Genomic DNA, 17024 nt, shown 5'->3' on the forward strand with positions numbered 1-17024 from the left:
GCCGCCCAATGTCGAGCGCATGCCCAAACTGATGATCCTCAGTTTGAGTAACACCGGAGTGACACGCTGGCCTGATGGCCTGTTCAAGAAGCGCCRCCCCCGAGGCTTTTTCCTCGACCTGATGGAGAACCCGCTCACGGAACTGCCGGCGGTCGTTCCAGGCTCCGATGATGCACGCATCGTGGCTCGCACGCGCGTGTACGCCGAGCAGCTCTCCGATACCAATCGTCTGGCTTATGAGGAATATCGAAAATCGGTGGGACTGAACCCCGTGCAGCTCTACTACCGTGCCGCCGACAATGCGATCGATGACTGGCCGATGTCGGATGATACCAATTGGTGGAGTCAATTCGTCGCGGGTTTGGGTACATTCCGCAAAGAGGCCTGGCACGACTTGATGGGCGAGCCGGGCTCCAGAGACTTCTTCGCATTGATTGAAAAACTCAAGCGCTCGGCCGACTACCGCGCGGGTGGAGCGCTGCGCGAACAACTCAGCGGGCGCGTCTGGCGCATGATCGAGGCCATGGATCTGGACACCGAGCTGCGCACCGAGCTGTTCGAGATGACCTCCGCCCCCACCACCTGCGCCGATGCTGGTGCCCAGTTGTTCAACAATATGGGAATCAAGGTGCTCACTACCGAAGCCTATGCCCTTTCGACATCGGCCGCGATCCTGGAAAGCAGGCTGGTGACTCTGGCCAAGGGGGCCGCGCGCCTGGCGCGGGTGGATGACATCGCCAATGCCGATGTCCGCAGTCGAGCGGGCAATCCGGATGAAGTCGAGGTGTACCTGGCCTACGAAACCGGCCTGGCCCACCGCCTCGGCCTGCCATGGCAATCCAGCACGATGCTCTATGAGCCGGTGGCTGGCGTGAGCGCAGAGGCCCTCGATACGGCGTTTGACACCGTGATGTCAATGGAGGCCGGCGATGGGCTGGTCAATGAAATGCTCGAACAACCCTTCTGGGAAAAGTACCTGCGTGACACTTATCCCGACGCCTACAGCCGCAATGATCGAATTTACCAGGGCAAACCCGATCTGCTGGATCAGTTGCGCGATGCGCAACGCGCCTGGGCACGCTCCGCCCGATGGCCTGAAATGCGCCGCGCGCCGTTGCGCCGACAGTTGCAGGATCTCGCCGATCAACTTCCCGTACCCCACAGCGTGGTGTTCACCGGCGCCGAGATGAGTGATGGCGTGTACGAGCAACTGCTCAACGACATCGGCTATGACGAAAAGGCGTTAAGCAGGCGCTTGACCCGTGAAGCGCTGAACCAGGCAGGTCAGTAAAAATACAGACTCGTGCCGATGCCAGTCTCGTCGCACAGGCATTGCGGGACTGGCATTACCCGACCTCCGAATCCCAGATGACCGTGACAGTGCCCGAGTAGCTTCGGGCAACGCCCGGTTTGAGCATGTCTTCAACCTGGTCCCGGGCCACTTCGAAATGCAGCGTCCCGGGCTTTCGATCCAGGTAAAAGCCAGGCTGGAACCACTCAGTGCCACTGCCATCGAGCAGCAGCGGGCGTCGATTGACCGGCTGATTCGCCGCATCAGCCAACCCATAGGGCAAGGTAACACTGACGTTGAGCGGCACTGAATGCCCGGCAGTCGGTTCCCGCACCGCGCAGGTATTGCCACTGAGGTACTGGCACTCAAGGTTCATCTTGAAACGACTCGAAGCCGAAATGTTGAACGTCTGATCACGGAACAACCGCGTCGGTTTGCGTCCTTGCGTCAACCAGGCCTGCCAGCCACCTTGCGGCACCAGTTCAACACGGTTGCCTCTGGGCGGGATATCGACTTTCAACGTGTGCTCGACATCGAGGGTGAAGTTGAGGGTAATCAAGTCATCGTCAGGCAGCATGACATCCCCCATATCGAAGTCCTGGTACGGCCCGACGGTATAATTCAGCACGCCCCTGTAGGTTCCCGCCGACATCGCCAGCGGATTGGGTGTGATCAGTTCGTAGGAAAACCCGGTGTTCTCGTAAGCAAAAGCGTGAGACTCGGAAATGTCCTCTTGCGCCTGTTTGGCGCACACACCTGCGTCGGCCGGCACTCTCCAGAAAAACGCGTAGTACCAGGCATGGCCATAACCCACGCCACCGTATTGACAAGGAGGCGGCGCGTACACCCAACCGCTTTGCCAGACACCTTCCGGGAGAGGGTCTTTAATGGTGTACGCCGCGCCGATGCCATTCACCCGCATCCTTACCGTCTCAACCTCGCCAGTATTGTCATGGACGACCGTGACGTCCCGCCACGACGATGGCACCCGGAACATCGGGCCCTGACGTTCGTCATGCAGCGCCAGGATGGGGGCCACGGAATTGAAGCGAATGGGCAATGCGATACTGAAGATACCCGGTCCGCAATATTCAGGATGATCTCTGCAATAACCGCCCAGAGGCGTCGTATTGTCGAAACTGTTCTGCATGGGGCTTGCCGGATCGGGGCGGAACACCGCCGACATTTCGACCGTGACCCCTTGTGCCGACAGTGCAAATGCGGCGCTCAACAGGCCGGTCAATACACGGCCAATCAATTTTCCAGATGAATGCATACGTAGAGAGCTCATTGTCCTTCCTAAAAAATCCTTTTAAAGCGCGGCCCGTTTGACGAAGCGCTAGACATCCGAATCCCAGATCACGGTCACGTTGCCTGAATATCGACGAGCCATGCCGGGGCGCATCATCTCGGCCACCTCCGAGGCAGGCACTTCGAAGTGCAGTGTTCCCGGTTTGCGATCCACATAAATGCCTGGCTGGAACAGCTCCGTACCACTGCCATCAAGCCGCAGAGGCCGACGACTGACCGATTGTCCACTGGCATCGCTCAAGCCATGGGGCAGGCTGACGCTGACGTTCAGGGGGACGCTGTGACCGCTCACGGGGTCTTGCACTGAACAGTTCTGACTGTCCTGGGTGTATTGGCATTCGAGCTGCATTTTGAAACGTGAACTAGCGGAAAGATTGAACGTCTGGTCGCGGAACAAACGCGTCGGTTTACGCCCTTGCGTCAGCCAGGACTGCCAGCCGCCCTGAGGCACCAATTCCACTCGATTGCCGCCTGGGGGGATATCGACCTTGAGGGTGTGCTGAACGTCCAGCGCAAAACTCAAGGACAGCGTTGAACTGCTGGGCAGCATGATGTCGCCCATGTCGAAGTCGCCGTGGGGACCGAGGGTGTAAGTCAGAGTCCCCAGGTATTTGCCCGAAGACATACCCAACGGGTTGGGGGTGACCAGTTCATAAGCAAAGTCGAGATAGCTATAGCGCAGCCATGGAACATTGAACTGTGCCTGTTTTGCACACTCCACCTCAATGGGGGTTTTCCAGAAAAAAGCATACGTCCGGCGGGAAAGGAACCCCATTCCACTGCTTATGCAGGGAGACGGTGCAGTAACCCAGCTACGGCCCCACAGCAAATTATGGGCAGCTCGAGCATCGTCAGCCCCCCCTACCAGGCCGATCACATCGTCGGTCTCATAGTTGGAGCCCACACCCGCAATTCGCACCTTTACAGTCTCCGGTTCTCCGGTTACTTCATGGATGACCGTCAACTCTCGCCATTGCGCCGGCACCCTGATCATTCCCCCCTTGCGTGGGTCACCATGATGGGCCGAGATCGGTCCGCTGGAGTCGAATTGAATCGGCACCCGCAGACTGAACGTTTCAGAGTCCTTGCATATTTGCGGGTAATACTCGCAATAACCACTGAGTGGCGTGTCGTTGGTGAATTTATTGCGTTGCGGATTAGCCGAGTCCGGCTTGAACGAGGCCTCAATCGACACCTGCTCAGCCCAGACTGGTGGAAACCCCATCAAGCACAACACCATCGCACCGGCACACCGTCGCAACCTCTGAAAACGCTTCATCGCTTCAGCCTCATAAAATCGGTATCAAGCACCGGGCAGCACCGCGTTGAAGATCATGTTGACGCTGCCAAAGTAATTGCCGGGCTTGTAAACTCCATCGGCGGGTGGCATCGGTACGATCTCCAGCAACACACGTATGCCGAGGGCTGCATCAGCCATGGAAACCACTTCACTGTTTTCCACTTCGCTCAATTGCTTGCCGTTGAACATCACCCGCAGATCAATGTCATGGGCCTCGGTGCCGTTGGACAGGTACGGTCGCCCTTCAAGTCGCGCCTCAATCGAGCCGGCCTCGTTCTTGACGTCGAAATACTTGCGCAAGCCGCCCAAGGTCGACGCGGTCAGGTTCCAGGGCAGTTGCTGCTCGCGATGGATCCAGGTCGTGTCAGAGGGAATCACGTAGAACGACAGGGTCGGGATCGTGACGAACACTTCGAACTCATGCACTTCCCTGGCCGCAAAGGCCGAATGACTCGCACACCAGACTGCCACCGCCCACAACCCGAAAATCAGTTTCCTGGTCATGGCATCAACCCTTCACGTCGAGTTTTTTGCTGCTTGCACCTTCCACCATCGTGAAGTTGTATTGGCGTCCGGCCTGCTTTTCGAAGGTAAACGTACGGCCGGCGAGAATGTGGTGTTTGGTGGTCGGCTGGCACTCGTGCTCGTTTTTAACCGAGCAGTCCTTGAACTCATCGATCACCACGACCGTGTTGCCGTTGTTGCGGATCCGATACGTGCCCGCACCATTTTCGATCGCGCTGTCAAAGCGTGATTGCTTGGGCCGTACGAAGAAAACCGCGCCGTAACCCGCCAGTACATTGACCCCGGCGGAGAGGGTTTTCTTGTAGTCCTCACGCTCTTCGCTGGAGACAGCGAACTCGTCTTCCTTCTCGGGCACCACCGGTACAAAACGCACGCGGAAATAACGCTCCTTGTCGCGCTCCCCCATGAACAGCAATCGCGTGCCCTGCATGCCATTGGCCGGAACGATCAATCGAGCCGGGCTGGCCATCAAGCCGTCACGGGCGCTGCCATTCGTCTGGGTCTTGAGCGGCACTTCTTCTGATTTGCCGTCGGCATCAAAGAGAATTTCGAGAATGTTGACCTTCACGAATGCAGTGCTGTCGCCGCCATTGAAGACTCGCTTCAGAAAGGTACTTTTGTCGCCGTCCAGATAGTCGTACACCGTGCCGATATTGATGCTCGGTGTTGCCTGTGTTGTCTGGGTGAACAAACAAAATCCAAATAATGCCAACAGACGTTTCATCGTCCCTTACCTCGTTGATTAGTCACGTTCTGCCGGGCCATCAACCCGCCGTTCCAGCCATAAAAGTTGCATCCGCCAAGGTGTCCGGCGTGCAGCGCAAATCACCAATCATCAGCACGTTGTTTTCCGTGCGCCCACGACTGGTGTCGAGGCGGAACTGGCACAACAACTGATCACCGTGACGCACTTCCAGGGTCGGCGAGCCGGCGTTCATTTCCATGGAGAAGAAGCCATCCACTTCACTCACCCCGCGACTGGCGTGATTGATGATGTGGTGACCCTTGAGCGGGTTGCCCTGGGGGTCGATCAGGCGACCGAGCACGGTGAGGGTTCGCATCACCTTGATCTGGCGATAGCCCACGCCGCCCTTGTTCAGGTGATAGCTGGACCGGGCCGGCTGGATGGTCGCGGCGGGGACATGGTTACCTTCGAAATCGAAACTGACGGAGCTGCTTTTGTAGGCGGTGATCGGCACAAAATTGCGCCCCGGCTTGAGTACTGCACTGCCGCCGCTCAAGTCATCGGCACGCAGGGCGATGTCTTCGATATCCGATTCCACATCGATGATCATGCCCGCGCCGTTGCGGTGGTATTGGCTGGTCATGACCACTTTTTGGCCGCCCACCGCCACGGTGCTGTCCAGGTTCAGGCCACCGGTGAAGTCGTTGTTGAAAGAGGAGCGCTGGACAAACCCGTCGCCGTTGACCAGGTCCGATTGCATCGTCCCCATGGTGTTCAACCCCACACCGTAGGTGTCGGTGAGGACCGTGGCCGAGACACTTTGCAGCAGATGATCCTGCAGGTCCTTGCGGTATGAGATCGAAGCATTGTTATCCCGGCCGCCCTCACGCGCGGTCCGCGAGCCGATACTGCCGGAGATCTGTTCACCGGGACCGCCCAAGGCAATGTTGACGCTCAGATCGACACCCCGGTTGCGGTCGTCATCCGAACTGATGCTGCCCGGCCGATCGAACAGTGACAATCGCCAGTTGGCGTCGCTGCCAAACAGCTGGGTACGCTGGGTCCATCCCAGATCCACACCGGTGCCATTGGTGTTGCCTTCACTGTGGGATACCCGCGCATTGACCGAGCTTTTGCTGGTCAGTCGATGGTTGATCGACAACGAAGAGTTGGTGGTTTGCCCGATAAACACATTGGGCTGCCGCACCCGCGTGCCATCGGGAAGGGTGTCATACAGTTTTGTGGTGTCGAGCCAACTGCGGTTATAGCTGGCGACAAGGCTGCCGCTGCCATAAGAGTAGAGCCCCTGCACGTCGAGACCGGTGCCGTAATCTTCGGTCTGGTAGACGTTGGCATACAGGCTGGCGTTATTGACGATGGCCCAGTCGACCGACGTGCCGAGTTGCAGGCTATCGCGAACCTGCCGACCGGTCAGGCCGAGGATCACTCGCGGGTGCAACAGGTAATTGAGCGCGGCACCGGCGGTCATGTCGCCATCGTCGGGTTGATCCCAGTTGCTGAGCAATCCGGATTCACGCCCGGCGAACAGGTTATAGCGCCAGCGTTCGTCGTGGTTGCGCCAGTTGCTGGGTTTGTAGATCAGTTCCTGGGTGCTGGACGTGATCTGGCCGTCTTCGATCAGGCGTACTTCCACTTCGTATATCCCGCCCGGCAGCGGACGAGTATCGAGGGTCTGCAAACCGGCGGGCACCGCTTGGGTATTGATCATCAAACCGTCGCGATATATCTCCACCGACCCTTGCCGATTGGCGGTGACATAAATCGGATAGACCGCCGCTTTCGGGTTGTTGACCGCCAGGCTGTCAGAGCTGCCATACATCACGCCCAAAGCCGTGTCAGGGCTAGTGCCAAAGGTGCGCGGCTGGCGGGACAGGCCCTCGGATGAGGGGGTGAAATAACCCAGGCGCAGGAAATCGCCTTGCAGTTCGCGCTGGGTATAAAGCTCATTCACGGCGTGGTAGATTGTGTTATCTATGCCGCCCAGTCGCGACAGCTGAATGTTGACCGCTTGGGTCCAGTTACCCAGGCTGCTGCTGGCTTCCAGACCGTAGCGCCCGCCGAGGTCCTGACCCTGGCCGCCATTGAGGTTCAACTGGTTGCGCACGATCAACCCGGTGCTGCCACCCTCAGGCAGGTCGTAATAGCGTTGCACCTGATCGTCACGCTCAGCGTTTTGCGTGAGAATCGAGACCAATGAGTTTTCAAGGCTGTAATGCACGGCCAGCAATTGCTCAGGGCATTTGGCCTCGCAGCTGCCGAGAGCCACACCTTGTTTAAGATAGCTCGACCAAATGTCGCGCTCACTGGGTTTGAACTGGCTGTCGCTGACATCCGTGAAGTCAACGAGGGTAATGCGATCATCGCGCGTTAACACGACCATCGCCTCACCGAGAAACTGTTGATCAAGTTCCACGCGCACCGCCAGCGGCACATCAAAGAAGTGCTCTTCAAACTCGGCTGGCAAACCTTTGGCCTGCGCCAGCAGACTTCGAGGCGTATACGCGTTATCTGCTGGCGCAGCCAAAGCGGTTGCGCAAAACAGCAGGGCAAGCGCCGTCGCGATGGGAGTCATCGGGAACATGAACGAAATACTCTGAATATAAGTACGTTAAAACCCGATCGACAGGCAGAAGTTGCCTGTCGACCGGCAAGTGCTATCAAATAAGAATGACTCTTACTTCATAACCGTATTACTGGGTAATACGCGGGATAGCGTCGAATATCACCACCGGGGTGGCGGTGTACAGACCATTCTGGCTGTCGGATGGCTTGGCGGCAGCGATCACCAGGTCAGCCTGCATGCCACCGTTGGACTCGGTGTCACCGACCACTTCCTGCGAAACGCCTGTCAGGGCTTTGCCGTTGAACGTGTAGGTCAGCGGGATGGTGTTGGCACCATTGGACAACGGCTGTGGTCCACCTTCAACGTAAGCGCCGACTGACCCGTTGGTGTGTTGCACATCGTAAGTTGCACGAATCGGAGTCAATGTACCCGCGCCTAGAACATAGGCCATTCTTTCATCTTTACCAAAGTCCGGATTACGTGGTTGAGCGTGGAAAACCTTGCTTGGGATGCTGGCGCTGATGTTGATGGTGGTGCGCGCTTCTTCTGCGGCGAACGCCACCGAAGTGCTCAGTGCCAGGAGGGTCATCGGGACGGCGATTGCAAACTTATTGAACATTGTTGAGTACCTGTCTTTTCAATGGATTGGGCCGAAGAATTCTGAACAAGCCAATACGATTCATCTCGTTCTGGCTCAAATTTCGACGCCAGAGAATGATCGGCCAATCGCCCAAGAAAGTAAGTACGTAAGTTCCGAAGAACATGTAGTAACAATGGCTTTCGAACAACAGGAAAAAAGACAGAAAAACCCAAATTACGCTGTATAGCCCTCAGATAAATACTACACACAGTTCTAGCTGAAAAGACACACAGACGATAAGCCATCAACTTTCCGTAAGATCAATACTACTAACACACTCAAAGACCCATGATAAGTAGAAGAACTTAGAGAATTAGTTTTATTACTCTAAAAAGTGACTTTCTTATCCGTCCAATCCTCGCGTGCTGCTTCCCTTCAGGCCCTCCTCGCCCCTCGACCGTTCGTCCAGCACCCTTGCTTTCGACATAAGATATATCTTAAGTTGTATCTAAACACGACGAGAGATGACGAAAAATGAGAGACCATCATTCCCATCGAGAACACGGCGACAGCCGCGACGGCTTCGAGAAACGCCCAGGTCCCGGCCGTGAACGCGGTGGACGCGGGCCCAGGGTGTTCGCCCCCGGCGACCTCAAACTGCTGTTGTTGGCGCTGATCGCCGAACAACCCTGCCACGGCTATGACCTGATCCGCCAGATCGAAAGCATGTTCGACGGCGCCTACAGCCCCAGCCCCGGTGTGATTTACCCGACCCTGACCTTTCTTGAAGAAAGCGAAATGATCAGCGGCGACGCCGAGGGCGGGAAAAAACGCTACAGCGTCACCGACGCCGGACGTCTGTCGCTGACCGAGCAAGCGATTGCACTGGATGGCGTGCGGATGCGCATCGACGTCAGCAAGCGCTCGCTGCGCGGCCATGACCGCCCGGCCGAGATCCACGAGGCGGTGCATAACCTGCGTCACGCCTTGCAGATGCACCACGGACGCTGGAGCCCGGAAGAAATCCTGCGGGTACGCGACCTGCTCAACAACACCGCCAAAGCCATCGTCGACGGCCCTGCCGTTCAACCCGCTCAGGAGCAAGCCGAATGACTGAAGTGATCGTGCAATCCATTCATCGAGTCATGCATGAGATCAAACGCCGTCGTCTGGAAGTGCTGCGCGTAGTTGACCTCACGCCGCGCATGCGCCGGATTACCTTGGGCGGGCCGCAACTGGCCGGCTTCGTCAGCCTCGGCACCGACGACCACGTCAAACTGCTGTTCCCGCAAAACGCGGCGGAGCAAGCGGCGCTGGAAACGCTGGTATTGGGTGCCGGCAAAGACAACGGGCCGATGCCGGCGATGCGCGATTACACACCGCGTCGCTACGACCTCGACACCCTGGAACTGGACATCGATTTCGTGTTGCACGGCGACGGCCCTGCCTCGACCTGGGCCGAGCAAGCCAGGCCCGGCCAGGTCCTGCACATCGGCGGGCCACGCGGCTCGATGATCGTGCCGGACATGTTCGACAGCTACTTGCTGATCGGCGACGAAACCGCCCTGCCCGCCATCGCCCGTCGCCTTGAAGGTCTGGCAGCTAATCGCCGTGCGCTGGTCATTGTGGAAGTGGAGAACGGTGCCGAACAGCAACGCCTGGAAAGCGCCGCACAGGTCGATGTGATCTGGGTACTGCGCGAAGGGGGCAAGGACAATCTGCTGACCACCGTCAAACAACTGCAAGTGCCGAGCGGCAATCTGTATGCGTGGGTGGCGACCGAGAGCAAGGTGTCGAGGCAGATCCGTCGGGTATTGCTCGATGAGCATGGCTTGAATGAGCAATTCGTCAAAGCGGTCGGTTACTGGCGGCTGGATGACAGCGACGATGAATAACTGAAGCCTGACAACCTTCCTGTGGTGAGGGGCTTGCCATAGCTCAGGTTCACTTTCGGGCTTGCCACCTGTCGAGCCCGATCACCAGCAGCCCAACCGCCACAAACCCCGCCAACAATCCCCCCGCATTCACAAACACCTGTGGATAACCCAGCTTGTCGACATCAATGAACGGATAGGGATAAACCGCCAGCACATGCCCGCGCCACAACACATACGCGAAGTACAGCAGCGGATAAATGACCCACAGGCCAATGTGCCGCAGCCGTAACGTGCCTTTGGGCACACACACCCACCAATACGCCAGGAACAGCAGCGGCGTGATGTCGTGCATCAATTCGTCAGCCAGAAATTGCCAGCCTTGGGGATGCCATAAATGTCGCAACAACACGCTGTACGCCAGCCCCACGACGGCGATGCTCACGGCAATCGCGCTGCTGACCCACGGCTGTAAAAACCAGCGTCGCGCCGCTGACTCGCGGGATGTCCACTCACAGGTCAGTACCGTCGTCACCAGCGTGTTGCTCAGCACCGTGAAGTAACTGAAAAAGCTCACCACCCCGCCTATGAGACTGGCTTGCAGAGTCCAGCGTGAATAGAGAATCAGGTACAGCTGAATGGCCAGTCCCGACCAGCCCAGCAGCGCCGCAACGGCAACAAAACGACGCCTCGCAGCCGAGCCCGGCATGCTCAGACCGGTCGCTTGGTGCGCATCAATTTGACGTACAAGCGCTCGACCTTCTCCCGGGCCCACGGGGTTTTGCGCAGGAACGTCAGGCTCGACTTGATGCTCGGGTCGCTCTTGAAGCAGCGGATATCGATGCGCTCGGCCAGCCCCGACCATTCGTAATGCTCAACCAGGGCGTTGAGGATCTGTTCCAGCGTCACGCCGTGCAGCGGGTTGTTGTTCTGTTCGGTCATGCAGGGCCTTCGAGCGATGTAAGGAGTGGGAAGCCGCGCACCTTAGCCGAGGGTGTGATCGGGTGGAAGCGCTGTGTGCGCTATCTCTTACTGTAGGTGACCTTGCCAAGACTGCCGCCCGGCACTGTTACCGAATCTGAAATGAACCATGTCAGTAAAAGCCCTTTCTCTATTTGTAACAGAACATTATCCTTGCGCCCGCCAAGCTGAAACGCTTCTTCAAACTGCCTCACGCCTGTTGCAATCCGTTTATTTCCTAGAAAAAGACCCTGAATTTCTTCTCTATGCCTTATTTTCAAACTTCGCGAGACAGCGCTGTCTGCATGACTGTTGCCAGTCGAAAAACCCTGAACCTGATCGGAGGGTTCACCGCGCTGGGCTTCGCCACCTGCATCCAGGCGGCTCCCGCCTTCGATAGCGAGTCACCGTGGATGCTCGGCGACTGGAATGGCTCTCGCACCGAACTTGCGGAAAAAGGCTACGACTTCAACATCGATTACACCGGCGAAACGGGCAGCAATCTTCACGGCGGCTACGACCATGATCGCACCGCGCGCTACAGCGACCAGTTCGCCTTCGGCACGCACCTGGACTTGCAGAAAATCCTCGGTTGGGACGACGCCGAATTTCAGCTGACCCTCACCGAGCGTAACGGCAACAACATTAGCAACGACCGGATCAACGATCCGCGTGTGGGCGGCTTTACCTCGGCTCAGGAAGTCTGGGGGCGTGGGCAGACCTGGCGCTTGACGCAAATGTGGTATCAGCAGAAATTCTTCGATCAGCAACTCGACATCAAGGTCGGTCGCTTCGGTGAAGGCGAAGACTTCAACAGCTTCCCCTGCGACTTCCAGAACCTGGCGTTTTGCGGCTCGCAAGTCGGTAACTGGGTCGGCGGCATCTGGTACAACTGGCCGGTCAGCCAGTGGGCGATGCGCGTTAAATATCACCTGACACCGGAGTTGTTTGCGCAGGTCGGCGCCTATGAGCAAAACCCGTCGAACCTGGATCGCGGCAACGGTTTCAAACTCAGCGGCAGCGGCACCCAAGGCGCGATCTTGCCGGTGGAACTGGTGTGGTCGCCGAAGGTTCATGACCTGCCCGGCGAATACCGCGTCGGCTATTATTACAGCAACGCCAATGCCACCGATGTCTACAAGGACAGCAATGGCCAGCCCGCCGCACTCAGTGGCGAGGCGTATCGCAGTGCATCGAGCAAGCACGGCGAGTGGCTGGTTATTCAGCAGCAAGTGACCAGCATCGCCAGCGATCACTCCCGTGGTTTGAACGTGTTTGCCAACGCCACGATGCACGACAAAAAGACCAACGCCATCGACAACTACGTCCAGGCCGGCGTCGTCTACAAAGGCTGGTTCGATGCGCGCGGCAAAGACGACATCGGCTTCGCCCTGGCCCGGGTCCACGTCAACCCGGCCTATCGCAAAAACGCCGAAGCGACCAATCAAGCGCACGCCGTTTTCGACTACGACGACCCGTCGTTCCTGCCGCCGCAAGACACCGAATACAGCGCCGAATTTTATTACGGCGTGCACGTCACGAACTGGCTGACCGTGCGCCCGAATCTGCAATACATCCGCCACCCCGGTGGCGTGGACCAGGTCGATGACGCACTGATTGGCGGGATCAAAATCCAGTCGTCGTTCTAACCGACACCACAAAACCTGTAGGAGCTGGCTTGCCAGCGAAAGCGGTGTGCCAGTCGCCATCTATGCCAACTGATACGCCCTCTTCGCTGGCAAGCCAGCTCCTACAAGGGACCGCATCAACCGAACAGTTTTTATATGAACCATACCCGCACAGGATCGTCATCTACAGTGAACTTGCGCGGGACTACTTGAAACGTCACGGAGAACCACACTATGAGCACTGATGGTGCTTTGAGTCGAAGCCGACTGTTGCCGAGCCTGCTCGGCATCCTGCTTCTGCTAATGGGCCTGGCCATGTTGGCAGGCGGGATCAAGCTGAGCATGCTCGGCGGCTCGCTGTATTACCTGCTGGCCGGTATCGGCCTGACGCTGACCGGCGTGCTGCTGATCCTCGCCCGCCGCGCGGCGCTGGGCCTGTACGCACTGGTGCTGTTCGCCAGCACCGTTTGGGCCTTGTGGGAAGTCGGCCTCGATTGGTGGCAACTGGTGCCGCGTCTGGCGATGTTGTTTGCGCTGGGCCTCGTCATGCTGCTGCCGTGGTTCCGTCGTCCGCTGCTGCGCGAAGGCGCTGCCCCGATCGGCACCGGCGCCTTGAGCGTCGCCGTGGTAGTGGCAGGCGTGGCCGCGTTGGCCAGCCAGTTCACCCACCCCGGTGAAATCAAAGGCCAACTGGACCGCGACAGCGTGCCGGGCATGACCAACACCGCCCCGGCCATGCCCGACGGTGACTGGAACTCCTACGGCCGCAGCGCCCACGGTGATCGTTACTCGCCCCTCGCGCAAATCACTCCGGAAAACGCGCACAAGCTGGTTCCGGCCTGGACCTACCGCACCGGCGACCTCCCGGGCCCGAACGATCCGGGCGAAACCACCGCTGAAAACACCCCGCTGAAAGTCAACGGCATGCTCTATGTGTGCACGCCGCACAGTCAGGTGATCGCGCTCGATCCGGACACCGGCAAGGAAATCTGGCGTTTCGATCCGAAGCTCTCCACGCAAAACGCGGCGAACTTCAAGGGTTGGGCGCACATGACCTGCCGTGGCGTGTCGTATCACGATGACGCCGCCTACGCCTCCGAACAAAGCCCGACCGGCAGCGCCAGCGCCGCCGTTGAGAATGCTTGCCCACGTCGGATCTTCCTGCCGACCGCCGACACCCGTCTGATCGCCCTGAACGCCGACACCGGCAAGATGTGCGAAGACTTCGGTGACAAGGGTCAGGTTGACCTGCGCGCCAACATCGGCGGCTTCACCGCTGGCGGTTACTACTCCACTTCACCACCGGCGGTCACCAAAGACCTGGTGGTGATTGGCGGTCACGTCACCGATAACGTCTCCACTGACGAGCCAAGCGGCGTGATCCGTGCGTTCGACGTGCACACCGGCAAACTGGTGTGGAACTGGGACAGCGGCAAGCCGGACGATACGACGCCGATTGCCGAAGGCCAGACCTACACCCGCAACTCGCCGAACATGTGGTCCATGTTCGCGGTCGATGAAAAACTCGGCATGCTCTACCTGCCGATGGGCAACCAGACCCCGGACCAGTACGGTGGCGGTCGCACCCCTGAATCGGAACTGCACGCCGCGGGCCTGACCGCACTGGACATCGCCACCGGCAAAGTACGCTGGCACTTCCAGTTCACCCACCATGACCTGTGGGACATGGACGTCGGCGGCCAGCCAACCCTGATGGACCTGAAAACCGCTGACGGCGTGAAGCCAGCGGTGCTTGCGTCCACCAAGCAAGGCAGCATCTACGTACTGGACCGCAGCACCGGCAAAGCCATCGTGCCGATCAACGAAGTGCCGGTGCCACAAGGCGCTGTCGCCGGTGATCACACCTCGCCGACCCAACCCAAGTCCGACCTCAACTTCATGCCGCCACCGCTGCAAGAACGCGACATGTGGGGTGTGACGCCGTTCGACCAACTGGTCTGCCGGATCACCTTCAAATCCCTGCGCTACGACGGCCCGTTCACCCCGCCATCGCTGCAAGGCTCGATCGTTTATCCGGGTAACTTCGGCGTGTTCGACTGGGGTGGTATCTCGGTGGATCCAGTGCGTCAGATCCTGTTCGTGAACCCGGACTGGATGGCCTTTAAATCGAAGCTGATCCCGGCCTCGGAAATCGCCGCCCAAGGCCCGCGCAAAAGCGAAACCGAAGGCGTGCAGCCAAACAAAGGCGCGCCGTACGGCGTAGTCCTCGAACCCCTGCTGTCGCCAATGGGCCTGCCGTGCCAGGCACCGGCCTGGGGCTACGTGGCAGCGGTCGACCTGACCACCCACGAAAAAATCTGGATGCACAAGAACGGCACCGTGCGCGACAGCTCACCGGTTCCGATCCCGTTGAGCATGGGCGTGCCAAGCCTCGGCGGCACCTTCACCACCGCCGGTGGCGTCGCGTTCCTCAGCGGCACCCTCGACCAGTACCTGCGCGCCTACGACGTGAAAAACGGCAAGCAGTTGTGGGAAGGCCGCCTGCCCGCCGGCGCGCAAACCACACCGATGACCTACACCGGCAAGGACGGCAAGCAATACGTGCTGGTTGTTGCGGGCGGTCATGGGTCGTTGGGCACCAAGCAGGGTGACTATGTGATTGCTTACAAACTGTCCGAGTAGGTTTTAGCGGCGGTTAATGGAAAGGCGACTCCTGTGAGGGGGTCGCCTTTTTTGTGCCCGCGATCTTCGCCACGCCACTGAACAAACTGTGGGAGCGAGCCTGCTCGCGATAGCGGTGTGTCAGCCAACATTGATGTTGAATGTTAAACAGCCATCGCGAGCAGGCTCGCTCCCACAATTTGATCGAGGCTGGTCTAAAAAAGCTGTGGATGTCCTACAGCCGTGACGGTTTTTGAGGAGGATTCCGACAGGTCCTGTCGGTTGTTGTGTCGGAAGGCCGGGAGATAGGCTTTACCCGTCGCTGCAAATTCAGCGACCGGGCATCGCGGCCCGAGTTAGCTTACTTGGTGCATAATCACCGCCCTCAACCGACTCTCCTTCGTAGTTAGTCGATTGGTTTTATGGTGGCTGTGCGCGGGATACCTTCGGGTATGCCGGGTTTCCAAGTAGCTCGGTCCGCGAACCCGTGCACAGCTGCCACCTTCCATCGCTTCGCGGCGACTAGTGGCAGCTCCATTACTTACTTGGAGCTTCACCATGATCAAAGAAACACCGAATCCCCCGGAAGCCGACGACGTTTCCCCCTACGAATCCATCGATTCCAAAAAATTTCACGACGCTGCCGAACGCGCGCTGAATCACTACCTTAACCCCGCGGCCCTGAAATCACCGCCCACCCGCAAACCCAGCACGATGTTCATGCTCGCACCGGACCTCAAAGACGAAGACCTGCTGGCCCACACCTGTGAATCACTGGCCCAGGCCAGTGTGATGGCCAGCGATTTCGCCGGTTATCTGGAAGGCCCGCATCGCAACACCGCGATGGCCATCCAGCAAATCGTGATGCTCGCCGAACTGGCGGCGAATCGGATGATGGACAACCTCGAACTACCGAAACCCACGCCACACCGATAATCCTCCTGCAAAAGCCAATCCCCCTGTGGGAGCGAGCCTGCTCGCGAAWGCGGTATGACATTCACATTGATGTCGACTGACACACCGCTTTCGCGAGCAGGCTCGCTCCCACATTTGGATCGGGTCCATCTGCCAGAAATTGGTCGGCTGTGAGGCCGCCTTCGCTGGCAAGCCAGTTCCTATAATAGATCGACGTACACCCGCCGCTCTTCACCACTCATCGGGCCGAGCGTTAGCTCGCCTACAGCTTTTGATCTTGCTTTTGATCTACCCGCCCCTTCGGGAGGCTGAGTGGAGGTGTKCATCCGGGGAGTGGCGCGMAGCGCCGTTCGACGCAGTCGAACACGCTGCATGTAGGTCGWMGCGAAGCMGACCGGAGGGCAGTGTCCCCGGATGGATACCGGAGCGAAGGAACGCCGAGCCTTAGCGAGGGGCCGGACGCTCGGGGCGAGCCTTTTTTTGCTTACTTTTTTTTGGCGTTTGCCCTCCGTGTCAGGCTACCTGTCACCCTTGTTGATTGACTCATTCATTCAAGAGGGCGAAGGTGCATAACAATGTCCAATCTAGGCAAACGCTACGACGACGACTTCAAAGATTGGGTCGTCTTGCAAATGATGCCGCCTCTAAATCGCTCAGTGGCAGAACTCGCCATTGCGCTTAATCTCACGCCTCAGTCACTGCGAAACTGGAGACAAATGGCTAGAGATAAAGGTTTGATCGTGCCGGGA

The 17024-nt window shown here is 58.5% G+C and carries 15 protein-coding genes; 7 read left to right on the top strand and 8 right to left on the bottom strand.

What is annotated here, in order from left to right; translation table 11 throughout:
• Positions 1-1291, top strand: a 1291-nt coding sequence (locus AC1DSG_RS15980; protein ID WP_477791752.1) for an NEL-type E3 ubiquitin ligase domain-containing protein, incomplete at its 5' end; no start/stop codon positions are given.
• Between the two features lie 55 nt (positions 1292-1346).
• Here the strand turns inward: AC1DSG_RS15980 and AC1DSG_RS15985 are convergent.
• The 6 genes from AC1DSG_RS15985 to AC1DSG_RS16010 all read right to left on the bottom strand — a co-directional run bounded on the left by AC1DSG_RS15985 (position 1347) and on the right by AC1DSG_RS16010 (position 8315).
• A complete protein-coding gene (locus AC1DSG_RS15985) occupies positions 1347-2582 on the bottom strand; it encodes a hypothetical protein (RefSeq protein WP_477791753.1) in 1236 nt (411 codons plus the stop codon).
• A 48-nt stretch (positions 2583-2630) separates the two neighbouring features.
• Positions 2631-3881, bottom strand: coding sequence for a hypothetical protein (locus AC1DSG_RS15990; RefSeq protein WP_477791754.1), 1251 nt, complete (start codon positions 3879-3881; stop codon positions 2631-2633).
• 24 nt (positions 3882-3905) lie between these two features.
• Positions 3906-4406: a CS1 type fimbrial major subunit gene (locus tag AC1DSG_RS15995; protein ID WP_477791755.1), complete on the bottom strand. Its 501-nt coding sequence runs from the start codon at positions 4404-4406 to the stop codon at positions 3906-3908.
• Positions 4407-4410: 4 nt separating this feature from the next.
• Positions 4411-5151: a molecular chaperone gene (locus AC1DSG_RS16000; RefSeq protein WP_477791756.1), complete on the bottom strand. Its 741-nt coding sequence runs from the start codon at positions 5149-5151 to the stop codon at positions 4411-4413.
• A 40-nt stretch (positions 5152-5191) separates the two neighbouring features.
• On the bottom strand, positions 5192-7714 hold the full coding sequence (locus AC1DSG_RS16005; protein WP_477791757.1) for a TcfC E-set like domain-containing protein: 2523 nt from the start codon (positions 7712-7714) through the stop codon (positions 5192-5194).
• A 109-nt stretch (positions 7715-7823) separates the two neighbouring features.
• Positions 7824-8315 carry a CS1 type fimbrial major subunit gene (locus AC1DSG_RS16010; RefSeq protein ID WP_477791758.1) on the bottom strand — a complete coding sequence of 164 codons (492 nt, stop codon included), beginning with the start codon at positions 8313-8315 and terminating at the stop codon, positions 7824-7826.
• A gap of 495 nt (positions 8316-8810) precedes the next feature.
• Here AC1DSG_RS16010 and AC1DSG_RS16015 point away from each other — a divergent pair, with 495 nt between their 5' ends.
• The gene (locus tag AC1DSG_RS16015; protein ID WP_477791759.1) at positions 8811-9389 is read left to right on the top strand and encodes a PadR family transcriptional regulator; all 579 of its coding nucleotides are present in this window, start codon (positions 8811-8813) and stop codon (positions 9387-9389) included.
• Positions 9386-10171 carry a siderophore-interacting protein gene (locus tag AC1DSG_RS16020; RefSeq protein WP_477791760.1) on the top strand — a complete coding sequence of 262 codons (786 nt, stop codon included), beginning with the start codon at positions 9386-9388 and terminating at the stop codon, positions 10169-10171. Before AC1DSG_RS16015 ends, AC1DSG_RS16020 begins: the two co-directional genes overlap by 4 nt.
• Positions 10172-10220: 49 nt before the next feature.
• Here the strand turns inward: AC1DSG_RS16020 and AC1DSG_RS16025 are convergent, their stop codons facing one another.
• Positions 10221-10859 carry a Pr6Pr family membrane protein gene (locus AC1DSG_RS16025; protein WP_477791761.1) on the bottom strand — a complete coding sequence of 213 codons (639 nt, stop codon included), beginning with the start codon at positions 10857-10859 and terminating at the stop codon, positions 10221-10223.
• Positions 10860-10861: 2 nt separating this feature from the next.
• On the bottom strand, positions 10862-11092 hold the full coding sequence (locus tag AC1DSG_RS16030; RefSeq protein ID WP_007944895.1) for a VF530 family protein: 231 nt from the start codon (positions 11090-11092) through the stop codon (positions 10862-10864).
• A gap of 284 nt (positions 11093-11376) precedes the next feature.
• Here AC1DSG_RS16030 and AC1DSG_RS16035 point away from each other — a divergent pair, with 284 nt between their 5' ends.
• The 4 genes from AC1DSG_RS16035 to AC1DSG_RS16050 form a co-directional block, all read left to right on the top strand.
• Positions 11377-12759 (top strand): carbohydrate porin, encoded by a 1383-nt coding sequence (locus AC1DSG_RS16035; RefSeq protein WP_477791762.1) that lies wholly within the window; start codon positions 11377-11379, stop codon positions 12757-12759.
• Between the two features lie 213 nt (positions 12760-12972).
• Positions 12973-15381 (top strand): glucose/quinate/shikimate family membrane-bound PQQ-dependent dehydrogenase, encoded by a 2409-nt coding sequence (locus tag AC1DSG_RS16040; protein WP_477791763.1) that lies wholly within the window; start codon positions 12973-12975, stop codon positions 15379-15381.
• A 537-nt stretch (positions 15382-15918) separates the two neighbouring features.
• Positions 15919-16296, top strand: coding sequence for a DUF6124 family protein (locus AC1DSG_RS16045; RefSeq protein ID WP_477791764.1), 378 nt, complete (start codon positions 15919-15921; stop codon positions 16294-16296).
• 554 nt (positions 16297-16850) lie between these two features.
• Positions 16851-17024 (top strand): transposase (locus tag AC1DSG_RS16050; protein ID WP_477791765.1); only part of this gene is annotated, 174 nt, incomplete at its 3' end.

It is taken from the genome of Pseudomonas sp. P5_A12, assembly GCF_056400685.1.

What these genes read in the sequence shown, in the direction of transcription:
- AC1DSG_RS16020 (WP_477791760.1), top strand. Translation starts at nt 9,386, where the DNA reads ATGACTGAAGTGATCGTGCAATCCATTCATCGAGTCATGCATGAGATC.
- AC1DSG_RS16045 (WP_477791764.1), top strand. Translation starts at nt 15,919, where the DNA reads ATGATCAAAGAAACACCGAATCCCCCGGAAGCCGACGACGTTTCCCCC.
- AC1DSG_RS16005 (WP_477791757.1), bottom strand. Translation starts at nt 7,714, where the DNA reads ATGTTCCCGATGACTCCCATCGCGACGGCGCTTGCCCTGCTGTTTTGC.
- AC1DSG_RS16040 (WP_477791763.1), top strand. Translation starts at nt 12,973, where the DNA reads ATGAGCACTGATGGTGCTTTGAGTCGAAGCCGACTGTTGCCGAGCCTG.
- AC1DSG_RS16025 (WP_477791761.1), bottom strand. Translation starts at nt 10,859, where the DNA reads ATGCCGGGCTCGGCTGCGAGGCGTCGTTTTGTTGCCGTTGCGGCGCTG.
- AC1DSG_RS16035 (WP_477791762.1), top strand. Translation starts at nt 11,377, where the DNA reads ATGCCTTATTTTCAAACTTCGCGAGACAGCGCTGTCTGCATGACTGTT.
- AC1DSG_RS15985 (WP_477791753.1), bottom strand. Translation starts at nt 2,582, where the DNA reads ATGAGCTCTCTACGTATGCATTCATCTGGAAAATTGATTGGCCGTGTA.
- AC1DSG_RS15990 (WP_477791754.1), bottom strand. Translation starts at nt 3,881, where the DNA reads ATGAAGCGTTTTCAGAGGTTGCGACGGTGTGCCGGTGCGATGGTGTTG.
- AC1DSG_RS16000 (WP_477791756.1), bottom strand. Translation starts at nt 5,151, where the DNA reads ATGAAACGTCTGTTGGCATTATTTGGATTTTGTTTGTTCACCCAGACA.
- AC1DSG_RS16010 (WP_477791758.1), bottom strand. Translation starts at nt 8,315, where the DNA reads ATGTTCAATAAGTTTGCAATCGCCGTCCCGATGACCCTCCTGGCACTG.
- AC1DSG_RS16030 (WP_007944895.1), bottom strand. Translation starts at nt 11,092, where the DNA reads ATGACCGAACAGAACAACAACCCGCTGCACGGCGTGACGCTGGAACAG.
- AC1DSG_RS15995 (WP_477791755.1), bottom strand. Translation starts at nt 4,406, where the DNA reads ATGACCAGGAAACTGATTTTCGGGTTGTGGGCGGTGGCAGTCTGGTGT.
- AC1DSG_RS16015 (WP_477791759.1), top strand. Translation starts at nt 8,811, where the DNA reads ATGAGAGACCATCATTCCCATCGAGAACACGGCGACAGCCGCGACGGC.